Origin of the sequence: Palleronia marisminoris (genome assembly GCF_900172315.1) — a bacterium.
GTDB lineage: Bacteria > Pseudomonadota > Alphaproteobacteria > Rhodobacterales > Rhodobacteraceae > Palleronia > Palleronia marisminoris.
This window is the reverse complement of record NZ_FWFV01000005.1, coordinates 203,102-214,809: the sequence shown is the minus strand read 5'-3', so window position 1 is coordinate 214,809 and position 11,708 is coordinate 203,102. Positions and strand designations below refer to the sequence as shown.

At 67.4% G+C, this 11,708-nt stretch carries 14 protein-coding genes and 1 tRNA gene; 9 read left to right on the top strand and 6 right to left on the bottom strand.

Annotation, left to right across the window (positions count from 1 at the left end):
- Nucleotides 1-23 precede the first annotated feature (23 nt).
- Together PAM7066_RS10515 and PAM7066_RS10510 are read left to right on the top strand one after the other, a co-directional pair.
- The gene (locus tag PAM7066_RS10515) at nucleotides 24-461 is read left to right on the top strand and encodes a DUF952 domain-containing protein (protein WP_306456068.1); all 438 of its coding nucleotides are present in this window, start codon (nucleotides 24-26) and stop codon (nucleotides 459-461) included.
- A complete protein-coding gene (locus tag PAM7066_RS10510) occupies nucleotides 458-1,498 on the top strand; it encodes a quinone-dependent dihydroorotate dehydrogenase (RefSeq protein WP_085854121.1) in 1,041 nt (346 codons plus the stop codon). The genes PAM7066_RS10515 and PAM7066_RS10510 overlap by 4 nt, the downstream gene beginning before the upstream one ends.
- On the opposite strand, the gene PAM7066_RS10505 is transcribed toward PAM7066_RS10510, so the two are convergent.
- Genes PAM7066_RS10505 through PAM7066_RS10495 form a run of 3 tightly spaced genes read right to left on the bottom strand, consistent with a single transcriptional unit; the run spans nucleotide 1,495 to nucleotide 3,750 of the window.
- A complete protein-coding gene (locus tag PAM7066_RS10505; RefSeq protein ID WP_085854120.1) occupies nucleotides 1,495-2,811 on the bottom strand; it encodes an MATE family efflux transporter in 1,317 nt (438 codons plus the stop codon). The genes PAM7066_RS10510 and PAM7066_RS10505 overlap by 4 nt on opposite strands.
- Nucleotides 2,804-3,322 (bottom strand): PaaI family thioesterase, encoded by a 519-nt coding sequence (locus PAM7066_RS10500; protein ID WP_085854119.1) that lies wholly within the window; start codon nucleotides 3,320-3,322, stop codon nucleotides 2,804-2,806. The genes PAM7066_RS10505 and PAM7066_RS10500 overlap by 8 nt, the downstream gene beginning before the upstream one ends.
- Entirely contained in the window at nucleotides 3,319-3,750 is a 432-nt protein-coding gene (locus tag PAM7066_RS10495; RefSeq protein WP_085854118.1) for a PaaI family thioesterase, read from the bottom strand. Before PAM7066_RS10495 ends, PAM7066_RS10500 begins: the two co-directional genes overlap by 4 nt.
- Nucleotides 3,751-3,852: 102 nt before the next feature.
- Here PAM7066_RS10495 and PAM7066_RS10490 point away from each other — a divergent pair, with 102 nt between their 5' ends.
- From PAM7066_RS10490 to PAM7066_RS10475, 4 genes are all read left to right on the top strand, one after another.
- Nucleotides 3,853-4,551 (top strand): NAD(P)-dependent oxidoreductase, encoded by a 699-nt coding sequence (locus PAM7066_RS10490; RefSeq protein WP_245749653.1) that lies wholly within the window; start codon nucleotides 3,853-3,855, stop codon nucleotides 4,549-4,551.
- A 45-nt stretch (nucleotides 4,552-4,596) separates the two neighbouring features.
- Nucleotides 4,597-4,989: a MerR family transcriptional regulator gene (locus PAM7066_RS10485; protein ID WP_085854117.1), complete on the top strand. Its 393-nt coding sequence runs from the start codon at nucleotides 4,597-4,599 to the stop codon at nucleotides 4,987-4,989.
- Between the two features lie 92 nt (nucleotides 4,990-5,081).
- Complete coding sequence (locus PAM7066_RS10480) at nucleotides 5,082-5,474, top strand: MerR family transcriptional regulator (protein ID WP_085854116.1); 393 nt, start codon at nucleotides 5,082-5,084, stop codon at nucleotides 5,472-5,474.
- Nucleotides 5,475-5,496: 22 nt separating this feature from the next.
- Entirely contained in the window at nucleotides 5,497-7,275 is a 1,779-nt protein-coding gene (locus PAM7066_RS10475; protein ID WP_085854115.1) for an acyl-CoA dehydrogenase C-terminal domain-containing protein, read from the top strand.
- A 141-nt stretch (nucleotides 7,276-7,416) separates the two neighbouring features.
- Here PAM7066_RS10475 and PAM7066_RS10470 read toward each other — a convergent pair whose 3' ends face one another.
- The gene (locus PAM7066_RS10470; protein WP_085854114.1) at nucleotides 7,417-8,667 is read right to left on the bottom strand and encodes a DNA polymerase IV; all 1,251 of its coding nucleotides are present in this window, start codon (nucleotides 8,665-8,667) and stop codon (nucleotides 7,417-7,419) included.
- 29 nt (nucleotides 8,668-8,696) lie between these two features.
- On the opposite strand from PAM7066_RS10470, the gene PAM7066_RS10465 reads away from it, so the two are divergent.
- Nucleotides 8,697-9,137 (top strand): NUDIX domain-containing protein, encoded by a 441-nt coding sequence (locus tag PAM7066_RS10465; protein WP_085854113.1) that lies wholly within the window; start codon nucleotides 8,697-8,699, stop codon nucleotides 9,135-9,137.
- On the opposite strand, the gene PAM7066_RS10460 is transcribed toward PAM7066_RS10465, so the two are convergent.
- Nucleotides 9,098-9,973: an N-formylglutamate amidohydrolase gene (locus PAM7066_RS10460; RefSeq protein WP_085854112.1), complete on the bottom strand. Its 876-nt coding sequence runs from the start codon at nucleotides 9,971-9,973 to the stop codon at nucleotides 9,098-9,100. The genes PAM7066_RS10465 and PAM7066_RS10460 overlap by 40 nt on opposite strands.
- 147 nt (nucleotides 9,974-10,120) lie before the next feature.
- On the opposite strand from PAM7066_RS10460, the gene PAM7066_RS10455 reads away from it, so the two are divergent.
- Both PAM7066_RS10455 and ykgO read left to right on the top strand, forming a co-directional pair.
- Nucleotides 10,121-10,195, top strand: a tRNA-Val gene (locus tag PAM7066_RS10455).
- Nucleotides 10,196-10,284: 89 nt separating this feature from the next.
- Entirely contained in the window at nucleotides 10,285-10,410 is a 126-nt protein-coding gene (gene ykgO, locus PAM7066_RS10450) for a type B 50S ribosomal protein L36 (RefSeq protein WP_085854111.1), read from the top strand.
- Nucleotides 10,411-10,509: 99 nt separating this feature from the next.
- Here ykgO and ald read toward each other — a convergent pair whose 3' ends face one another.
- Complete coding sequence (ald, locus tag PAM7066_RS10445) at nucleotides 10,510-11,622, bottom strand: alanine dehydrogenase (RefSeq protein WP_085854110.1); 1,113 nt, start codon at nucleotides 11,620-11,622, stop codon at nucleotides 10,510-10,512.
- Nucleotides 11,623-11,708 lie beyond the last annotated feature (86 nt).

Here is an 11,708-nt window from a genome sequence, read left to right as displayed (position 1 = left end):
TCGCAACAGTGCGCCGCTGTCCCGTGGCTGTCAAAACCGGATTGCGTGACAGCGCGATGACGCGTTTTCTCTGGACGTGGCGAAGCTATATGGCCAGCGAAGACGCCGAGGAGGGACCGACGATGCGGATATACAAGGTTTTCCGGGCCGCCGAGTGGGCCGAACTGGAACGGGCCGGCGAAACGGCGGGCTCTTTGGACGACCAGCGCGACGGGTTCATCCACTTCTCGACCAAGGACCAGCTGGGCGGCACCCTGGCCAAGCACTTCCAGGGCGAGCACGGGCTGATCCTGGCCGCCGTCGAGACGGAGGGCCTGCACGACCGGGACCTGAAATGGGAGGCCGCGGCGAACGGCAAGGACTACCCGCATCTCTACCGTCCGCTGTCGCTGGACGACGTCGTCTGGCACCACGAGATCCCGCGGGAGGGCGTGGACACCATGGGGCTCGGCGACGAATGAGCCTGTCCGAGCGCCTCGGCCTCGCCGCGCTCAGGCGGCTGGACCCCGAACTGGCCCACGGGCTGGCGCTGAAGGGTCTGCGCCTGGGGTTCGTTCCCCTGCCCGGTCCCGTCACGACAGGGCGCCTGCGAACGAAGCTCGCGGGGGTCGTGCTGCCCAATCCTGTGGGCCTCGCCGCGGGCTTCGACAAGAACGCCGAGGCCGTGGGTCCACTGTCCCGCGCAGGGTTCGGATTCCTGGAGCTTGGCGCAGCCACGCCGCGCCCGCAGGGCGGCAATCCGAAGCCACGGCTCTTTCGGCTGACCGAGGACGAGGCGGCGATCAACCGCTTCGGCTTCAACAATGCCGGGGTCGAGATCATCGCCCGCAGGCTTGCCGCGGCCAAAAGCGCCGTCCCGCGGGGGCTAAACCTGGGGGCGAACAAGGACTCTGCCGACCGGGCGGCGGACTTCGCCACGGTGTTGTCCCAGGCCGCGCCACATATCGACTTCGCGACCGTCAACGTCTCGTCGCCCAACACCGAAAAGCTGCGCGACCTGCAGGGCGCCGAGGCGCTTCGCGCGCTGCTGACGGGTGTCATGCAGGCGAACGAGCGGGGACTGCCCATCTTCCTGAAGATCGCGCCCGACCTCGACGATCAGGCGCTTGCGGACATCGCGGGAGTCGCGGACGAGACGGGCATCGCGGGGATCGTCGCCACCAACACGACACTGTCGCGCGAAGGGCTGCGCTCGCCCTTCCGCGATCAGCAGGGCGGCCTATCAGGCAAGCCCCTGTTCGAAAGAAGCACGCGGGTGCTGGCGAAGCTCTCGACCCTGACGAAGCTGCCCCTAATCGGCGTCGGCGGCGTGTCCTCGGCCGAAGAGGCCTATGCCAAGATCCGGGCCGGCGCGAGCGCGGTACAGCTTTACACCGCGATGGTCTATGGCGGCGTGACGCTGGCAGCGCAAATCACGCGAGAGCTGGACGACCTGCTGCTGCAGGACGGGCTGATCGCGGCGCAGGCGGTCGGGCTAGACCGCGACCGGTGGACCTAGGCGGCCACCGACCGCTCGAGAGCGGGATACTTCCAGCCGAGCGTCACGCCCCGCGCAACGAAGCTGATCAGGAATGCCAACCACAGCCCGTGATTGCCGAAGCTCGGCACCAGAAGCAGCGCCGCCACGACGTAGATGACAAAGCTCAGCCCCATCATGTTGCGCATGTCGCCCGTCCGGGTCGCGCCGATGAAGATGCCGTCGAGCATCCAGGCCGCGCAGCCGAAGATCGGTGCCGCGACCATGTAGGGCAGGAATGACCGCGCCTCTTCGCGCACGAGCGGCGCCGTCGTCATCACGTCGATGACCCACCCGCCCGCGGTCAGGAAGACGACCGCCAGCACCAGCCCCGTCACCGCCCCCCAGAGCGAGGCGAGCGCCGCGCCGCGCCGGAACAGGTCTCGGCGGCCGCGTCCCAAGGCCGATCCGACGATCGCCTCGGCCGCGAAGGCGAAGCCGTCCATGGCGAAGGCCGTGATCTCGAGGAACTGCAGGAGGATCTGGTTCGCCGCGAGCTTCACGTCGCCGAACCGCGCTCCGGCCAGCAAGAAGGACACGAAGATCATCTGCAACAGCAGCGATCGGACCAGGATGTCGCCGTTCACCTGCGCGAACCGCTTCATCTTCGTCGGGTCCAGCACGCGGGACATGTCGCGCCAGGCGGGGCGCGCGAAGGCGTCGCGGCAGAGCCAGAGGCCCAGCGCCAGCCCCGACCATTCCGCGATGAAGGTCGCCGTAGCGACCCCGCCCACGCCCCAGCCGAGGCCCAGTACGAACCACAGGTCCAGCGCGATGTTCAGGCCGTTCATCAGCACTTGGATCATGAAGACGCCCCGCGTGCGCTCGGCCGCGATCAGCCAACCGGTGATCGCGTAGAGCGAGATCAGCGCCGGGGCGGACCAGACCCGGATGCTCATGTATTGCCGGGCCAGCGTCTCGACCTCGTCGCTGGCGGGCGAGATCAGGAATGCGCCCGCGAACAGGGGCCATTGCAGCGCGATGATGGCAAGACCGCCGGCCGCCCCGATGGCAAGGCCGCGGGTCAGGATCGCGGCGCCCTCGTCAAGGTCGTCACGGCCCAGCGCCTGGCTGGCGAAGCCCGTCGTTCCCATGCGCAGGAAGCCGAACAACCAGTAGAGCGCCGTCAGGATCACCGCGCCGATGCCGACCGCACCGATCGGGGCGGCCTCGCCCATCTGGCCGACGACGCCGGTATCAACCGCGCCGAGGATCGGCACCGTTGCGTTCGACAGGACGATCGGCCCCGCCACCGCCAGCACGCGGCGGTGGGTCACGGGGCGCGGCTCAGCCATTGCTCTCGGGGGGCTGGGGCATCACGAAGTGACCCGTGGCCGAGGCGTAGAGCCGGTCGCGATTGTCCTGCCACCCCTCGACCTGAACGGAGGCAAATCGCCGACCCGACCGCACCACGCGGGCGCGGGCGTAGGCATCGCGCGGCAGTCCAGAACGAAGGTAATCGACGGTGAAATCTACCGTCTTGGGCATGCGCGGCATGGTGTCGGGCGTCAGATCGTCCGTGCTCAGGCGACCGCTTTCGATCTCGTCCCAGAGGCGGGTCCAGGCGAGGGACAAGACGGCCGTCGTTTCGAGAAACGCCGCCGTGACCCCACCATGCAGCGCCGGCAGTATGGGATCACCGATCAGTTTTTCGTCGAAGGGCAGGATCGCGGTCAGTTCGTCGCCACGGCGCTCGAAACGGATTCCAAGGTAGCGGCTGTAGGGGATGCCGCCTACGAGCGCCTCGAGCGCACTGTCGCGGCGTTGCTTGATGACCTGCACGGGCTCGGGACGGGGCCGGCTCATCCGCGATCCCTCACGCTGAGGGTGAATGCACCGGCGGCCGTCGCGACGGGCGGGTCTTCCTGGTCGTCATAGGCGCGGGCGCGGACGAAGGCGACGGAGCGGGTCAGGTGATAAACCTCTGCCCGCGCGCGGATCGTCTGCCGCGGAGTCGCCGCGCGCATGTAGTCGATGCGCAGGTCCAGCGTCGCCGTCGCCGAGGGGCCTGTGGGGTGGCTCATCACCGCGGCGCCCGAGCACGTATCCATCAGCGCCGAGATCGCGCCGCCATGGATCACGCCGGTGCGCGGGTCGCCGATCAGCTTTTCGTCGTATGGCATCGAGATCAGGCAGGCGCCGCCGCCGATCTCTTCGATCGTCATGCCCAGCTCGCGGGAATGGGGGATCGCCTCGATGAACTGGCGTGCGATCTGCTCGGGGGGGATGGCCATGGGACGTTCCTTCGATTGCCCGTGGTTGTGACCGACCGCCGCGAAGGGAACAAGGCCCTGCTTGCGCGGGAACGCATGGCCCCGCCGGCTCGTTCGAGGTGCATGACCGATAGCAGAAAAATCGCCATCTTCGGCGCCAATGGGACAACCGGCCGGCAGGCCGTGCAGCAGGCCGTCGCGCGCGGGCACGCCGTCCGCGCGCTTGAACTCAAGTGGCCCGAGGGCGCCGAGGTGCCCCCCGGCGTCGAGAAGGCGACGGCCAACGTGATGGAGGACGACCTGAGCGCGGCCGTCGAGGGTTGCGACGCGATCCTGTCCTGCATCGGCCTGCCCCTCACCGCCCGCACGGCGCTTGGTCCGCCGCCGCTCTATATCGAAAGCACGCGCCGCTACCTCGCCGCGATGGAGGCCACCGGGATCGACCGCCTCGTGGTGATCTCGGCCAGCTTTGTCGAGACGCTCGACCGTGGCCCGCTGCCGTTTCGCGTCGCCGCCCGGGCTGCGCTTGCACCGATCTTCAACCAGATGGGCGAGATGGAGCGGCTCCTGCGCCGATCGGCCGTGCAATGGACCGCGGTGCGGCCCGGATGGCTGATGGAGGGCGACCTGACCGGTGACTACACGGTGACACCCGATGTCATCCCAGAGGGCATGATCCGCACACGTCACGCGGATTTGGCGCATTTCATGCTCGACTGTCTGGATACGGAGATCTACCACCGCAGGACCCCGGCCATCGCGCGGAACGAGGATCGCGCGGCGGAAAGCGGTCGCAGCCTCGCGGCCGAGATCGCACACTAGGCAGCGGGAGCATTTCCGCGAGTGTGGCGCGCGAAAGGAGTCTCGATGACGGAAAGCGAAAAACTCCTCTCCTTCAAGGAGATGTGCGCGAAGTTCGACGTGACCCCGCGAACCCTGCGCTACTACGAGTATATCGAACTGCTCACCCCGATCCGCGAGGGGCGCGCGCGGTACTACACCCCGCGCGAGGTGGCGCGGATGACCCTGATCCTGCGCGGGCGGCGTTGGGGCTTCAGCCTCGAGGACATCCGGCAATGGCTGCTGATCTACGACCAGATGGGAACCGAGGCGCAGATGCAGGCCTGGGTCGAGCTCGCCGACCGCCAGATCGTCGAGCTTCAGACGCAGCTCGACCAGCTCCGGTCGGCCGTGGACGAGCTGCGCGAGACCCGCGAAGAGGTCGCACGTTCCCTCGGGGCACGCACCGGGGACAACTGACGCGACGTTTCCCTCGCGGCACCCCGCCGTCAGCTTGAATCGGCCGTTCGACCCTCGCATCTGTGGCCTCGTATTCGAACCAGAGGCCGAGAATGACGGACAGATTCATGACCATCCGCGAAATGTGCGATGCCTTCGACGTGACGCCGCGCACCCTGCGGTTCTACGAATCGAAAGAGCTTCTGTCGCCGGTCCGCGAAGGTCAGAAACGCCTGTTCACCCGCCGCGACCGCGCCCGGCTGAAGCTGATCCTGCGCGGCAAGCGCTTCGGCTTCAGCCTCGAGGAAATCCGCCAGCTTCTGGATCTCTACGGCCCCGGCCCTCGGCGCCGCATCCAGCTCGAGAAGACGCGCGAGATCGCCGGCCGGCGGCTTGATGAGCTGAAGGCCGAACGCCAAGCGCTGTCGACAGCGATCGCGGATCTCGAACGCGAGATCGGCCTCGTCGAACAATCCCTGGCCGATCCCGAAAGCTCGGCAGCCTGATCATCTCCGGGAGGACCAACCGATGACCACCTACACCGCGCCTGTCGACGACATGCAGTTCATCCTGCACGACGTGCTGCAGATCTCGACCTCCGGCGTGCCCGGCCTCGACGAGCTCGATCCCGACTTCACCAAGGCCGTCCTGGAAGAGGCCGGCAAGCTGGCCTCGGGGGTGCTGCACCCGCTGAACAAGGTCGGCGACGAGCAGGGCTGCAAGCTGGAAAACGGTGTGGTCCGCACGCCCGAGGGCTTCAAGGCAGCCTATGACAAGGTCTGCGAGGGGGGCTGGATCGGTCTGGACTGCGACCCGGAATATGGCGGCCAGGGGATGCCGAACCTGCTGAACTCCTGCGTGGGCGAGATCTTCGTCGCGGCCAACATGGCGTTCAACATGTACCAGGGCCTGTCCCACGGCGCCTACAACGCCATCCATACGCACGGCACCACCGAGCAGAAGCAGACCTACCTGCCCAAGATGGTCGAAGGCACCTGGTCCGGCACCATGAACCTGACCGAGCCGCAATGCGGCACGGACCTCGGCCTGATCCGCACCAAGGCCGAGCCGCAGGATGACGGCACCTACAGGATCTCCGGCCAGAAGATCTGGATCTCGGCCGGCGAGCACGACATGACTGACAACATCATCCACCTGGTGCTGGCCAAGATCCCCGGCGGCCCGGACGGGGTGAAGGGCATCTCTCTGTTCATCGTGCCGAAGTTCATGGTGAACGAGGATGGCTCGCTGGGTGAGAGGAACGCGGTCAGCTGCGGCGGGCTCGAGTCCAAGATGGGCATCCACGGCAACGCGACCTGCGTGATGAACTACGACGGCGCGACCGGCTTCCTCATCGGCGAGATGCACAAGGGCATGCGCGCGATGTTCACCATGATGAACGAGGCGCGGCTGGGCGTCGGCGTGCAGGGCTACAGCCAGGGCGTGGTCGCCTACCAGAACGCGCTGGCCTTCGCCAAGGACCGCGTGCAGGGCCGTGACGTGACGGGAGCCAAGAACCCCGAAGGTGTGGCCGATCCGATCATCGTCCACCCCGACGTGCGCCGGAACCTGATGGACCAGAAGGCCTTCACCGAGGGCGCCCGTGCGTTTGCCCTGTGGGGCGCGCAGCTGCTCGACCGGTCGCACCGCTCGGACGACGCGGAGGCCGAGGCGCTGGTGTCGCTGCTGACCCCGGTGATCAAGGGCTTCCTGACCGACAAGGGGTTCGAGACGACGGTACTGGCCCAGCAGACCCTCGGCGGGTCGGGCTTCACGACCGAATGGGGCCTCGAGCAGTTCGTGCGCGATGCGCGGATCACCATGATCTACGAGGGCACGAACGGCATCCAGTCGCTCGACCTCGTGGGACGCAAGCTGGGGCTGAACGGCGGCAAGACCGTCATGGGCTTCTTCGAGCTGATCAAGACCTTCATCAAGGAGAACGAGGGCGACACGGCGTTGAAAGAAGGGTTCCTCGACCCGCTGAAGGCGGCGTCGAAGGACCTGCAGGGCGCGGCGACCTACTTCATGCAGAACGGCATGAAGAACCCGAACGAGGCGCTGGCGGGCTCCTACGACTTCATGCACCTCTTCGGCCATGTCTGCCTGGGTTACATGTGGGCGCAGATGGCCAAGGCCGCCCATGCCGCCAAGGCGAACGGCACCGGCAACGCCGCCTTCTACGACACCAAGATCGCCACCGGGCGCTACTACATGGCGCGCCAGCTTCCCGCGACGGGCATGCACCGCGCGCGGATCGAAAGCGGCGCGGCCCCCGTCATGGCGCTGGACGTCGATCAGTTCTGATCCCTCGCGCCCGGAAGCCTTCGGGCTTCCGGGCGCGGTTCGACGAGGCGCTTTGCTTGATCTACTGACTCTCCGACAGCGTCACGAACGGCGGCCAGCACGCCACCTGCAGCGACTATTCAAGTCCGAACACGAGCCCCGCTAGCGCAGCGCCCGCCCCTTCACGATCGCATCGGCACCGAACCGGGCGCGGATTGCGTCAGTGGCTCGCTCGGCCCCTGCCCGCGTCAGCGCCTGGGGGTCGAACAAATCACCCCCCTCGACGCCCGATGCCTGCGCCAGATCGCTGACCCCCACGCCCAGCAACCGGAAGGGCCCCTCGCCCGCTACCGGGTCGAACAAGGCGCGCGCGGTGCGGTAGATGCGGTCGGCGATCTGGGTCGGGTCCGACAGGCTGATGCGCCGGGTGAGGATGCGGTGATCGGCGCGCTTCAGCTTCAGCGTCACGATGCGCCCAGCGATGCCCTTGGCCTTCAGCCGCCCGGACACCTTGTCCGCCATGCGCCAGATATGCCCATCGAGGATGTCGGGATCGGCCGTATCCACGTTGAACGTCGTCTCGTTCGACACGCCCTTCACAGGCTCGTTCGCCTTCACGCGGCGCACATCCTCGCCCCGCGCGAGGTGCCACAACCGCCCGCCCATCCCGCCGAATCGCGCCTCGAGATCGCGTTTCTCCCATCGGCGCAGATCGGTGAACGTGCGGATGCCGGCCTTATCGAGGCTGCCCTTCGTCACCTCGCCCACCCCCCAGATCAAGGAGACAGGCTTGTCGGCCAGGAAATCCAGCGTCTCGGCCGCGCCGATCACCGAGAACCCGCGCGGCTTTTCGAGGTCCGAGGCGACCTTGGCCAGAAACTTGTTGTGCGACAGCCCGACGGAGCCGGTAATCCCAAGCTCGTCCTGCATCCGCTTGACCAGCCGCGCCAGCATCACGGCCGGCGGCGCGCCGTGAAGGCGCGTGGTGCCGGTCAGATCGAGGAACGCCTCATCCAGCGACAGGGGTTCGACCGCGGGCGTCAACTCTTCCATCATCGCTCGGATCTGGCGCGACACCGCGGAATAGACCTCGAATCGCGGCTTCACCACCGTCGCCTCGGGACAGAGCTTCAGCGCCTGGAACATGGGCATGGCCGAGCGCACGCCCTTGATCCGGGCGATGTAGCAGGCCGTCGTGACCACGCCGCGCGTTCCGCCCCCCACGATCACCGGCTTGTCGCGCAGGTCCGGGTTGTCGCGCTTCTCGACGCTTGCATAGAAGGCGTCGCAATCCATGTGGGCGATGGACAGGTCGAAGAGCTCGGGGTGGCTGCGGATGCGCGGAGACCGGCAGGCGGGACAGCGTGCGCCCGCCTCGAAGGTCGTCAGGCAATCGCGGCACATCGAGGGCATGGTTCTCATTTACGCGAGGCGGCGATCCGGTGACAGAAGAATTCCACGGCGCGAAGGTCGCAATCCTGTCAGCGGACCGGGTGGTGGCCCTGAAGCGCGACGACGACCCCGGCATCCCGTGGCCCGGCATGTGGGACCTGCCCGGCGGCGGGCGCGACGGCGGCGAGACGCCCGAGGCCTGCGCGATTCGCGAGACGCGGGAAGAGACGGGGCTGGTGCTGTCCCCAGACCGGATCGTCCACCGGGCGCGCTACGGTGACCGGGTCTTCTTCGGCGCCGATTGGCCCGGTCTGACCGAGGCGCACATGCGCCTTGGCGATGAAGGGAAGGCGCTTGTCCTGATGTCGGTGACGGAGTTCCTGCTACGATCCGACGCGATCCCGGCGCTGCGCGATCGCCTCGCGCGGTTTCTGGCAGAGCGCGTGCGGGATCACTCTGCGGCGACCGAAGCGCCTCCGCGCTGGCCATAGGCACAGAGCCGCGCGACCACGTCGGCGATCCGCGCCTTGACCTCGTCATATCCCGAATGCGGCTCCAGCGTCGCCTCGTCCATGTAGGTGGCACGGTCGATCTCGACCTGGATGACATGACGATCGGCCCGGGGGCGGCCGTAATGCTGCGCGATGAATGCCCCCGCGAAGGGGGCGTTGCGCGACACGGTGAAGCCAGCCCGGGTGAACTCGGCCTCGACGAGGTCGCTGATCTCGCCCGATGCCGCGGCGCCGAACCGGTCGCCCAGAACGATGTCGGGCCGCTTCCGCCCAACGGAGATATAGTCGAGCGCCTCGTGCGGCATGGAATGGCAATCGACGAGGATCGACCGCCCGAAGACCGACACGCTGTCATCGACCAGGCGACGCAACGCGCCGTGGTAGGGATACCAGACATCCCGGAGACGGGCGCGCGCCTCGGATTGAGGCAATTTTCCGGAATAAATGGCCCGCCCGCCGGAAACCACGCGGGGCACGACGCCGAGGCCGGAGGCCACGCGCGGGTTGTGCGGCCCGCGCCGCTGGCCCTCGATCAGGGCGGGGTCAAGCTCGTCCGCGGAGCGATTCACGTCGAGCCAGGCGCGCGGCATGCGTGCGGCCAGAAGGGGCGCCCCATGATCGGTCACGACGCGGAACAGCTTGTCTACATGGGCATCCTCGGACGAGCGAAGGTGTTGCGTCGGAAGAATCGACTGGCGCACGAACGCGTCCGGGTAGTGGCAGCCGGAATGCGGCGAGGCGAAGACAAGCGCCGTGCTCCGCCGCTCGGGCAGATGCAGGTCATACGCGCGCTCATCGAGAACTTCGCTGTTCATGTTCGCCTCCTCGCACGGGAAGATGGGGTGAGGAAAGCTCTTGAACAGCCCGGCACTACCTTTTATAGACCGCGCACCGATGCGGAACCGGCTTCCGCACATGGGTGTTTCGGCACCTGTGGCCCCAGGGGTCGGGATTTGGCGGAAGGGCGATTAGCTCAGCGGTAGAGCACTTCGTTGACATCGAAGGGGTCACTGGTTCGATCCCAGTATCGCCCACCACGCCACCGAATTCACCGTCCCGGATCCATATCCGGGGCAGAACCGAAACGAAGGCGCGAGCCCCGCGCCGCGACAGATGGGAGAAAGCGATGAAGGTCCGCAATTCGCTTCGTTCGCTGAAGACCCGCCACCGCGATTGCCGCGTTGTGCGCCGCAAGGGCCGGGTCTACGTCATCAACAAGACGCAGCGTCGGTTCAAAGCCCGCCAGGGCTGAGGTCTTCACACCTCGGAATTTAAAAAGGCCGCCCTCATCGGGCGGCCTTTTTCTTTGGACATGTGGCTGAGCCGGGGCTGGAAGGCCCCGGCCCTTCCCTCACAGCACCTCGACGGGGTCCACCGCCTGGCGATTCTGGGCGCGAGCGACAGCGCGGTTGGTCAGCTTGCCGGCATGGCAGTTCAGGCCGGCGGCAAGATGCGGATCGGCGCGGCACGCGTCCTGCCAGCCCTGGTCGGCCAGAGACAGCATGAACGGCATCGTCGCGTTCGACAGCGCCTGGGTCGATGTGCGCGGCACGGCGCCCGGCATGTTGGCGACACAGTAGTGCATGATGCCGTCGACCTCGAAGCTGGGGTCCTGGTGGGTCGTGGGCTTCGACGTCTCGAAGCAGCCGCCCTGGTCGATGGCGACGTCCACCATGACGGCACCCGGCAGCATCGACGACAGCTGCTCGCGCGTGACGAGCTTCGGCGCCTCGGCCCCGGGAATCAGCACCGCACCGATCACCATCTCGGCCCGCGCCACCAGCTCGGCGGTCACGGTGCGCGAGGCGTAGCCGGTCTTGAAGAGGCCCGCGAACGTATCGTCGAGGTAGCGAAGCCGCGGCAGCGACATGTCGAGGACCGTCACGTCGGCGCCCATCCCGGCCGCGATCCGCGCCGCCTGGGTCCCGACCACGCCGCCGCCGATCACGACGACCCGCGCCGGCGCCACGCCCGGCACGCCGCCCATCAGGACGCCCCGGCCGCCATTGGCCTTCTGCAGCGTGTAGGCGCCCATCTGCGGCGCAAGGCGGCCGGCGACCTCGGACATCGGGGCCAGCAGCGGCAGGCCGCCGCGGGCGTCGGTGACCGTCTCGTAGGCGATGCATGTGGCGCCCGAGGCCAGCAGGTCGTCGGTCTGCGCCCGATCGGGCGCGAGGTGGAGGTAGGTGAACAGAAGCTGCCCCTCGGACAGCATCTTGCGCTCGCCTGCCTGCGGCTCTTTGACCTTCACGATCATCTCGGCCTTCTCGAAGACCTCCTCGGCCGTATGGGCGATCCGGGCGCCGGCGGCCTCGTAGTCCGCATCCATGTATCCCGCGCCGTCACCGGCGCCGGCCTGGACCAGGACCTCGTGCCCATGGGTGACCGCCTCGGCCGCTGCGACGGGGGTCAGGCCCACGCGGAATTCCTGTGGCTTGATCTCGGTAGGGCATCCGATCTTCATTGCGCGCTCCTTGCAAATTTTGCGCAAGCCTAGCGCCAACCTCGCGCAAACCGTTTGCTATTTTTCCCGCTATCGCAGAGAAATCA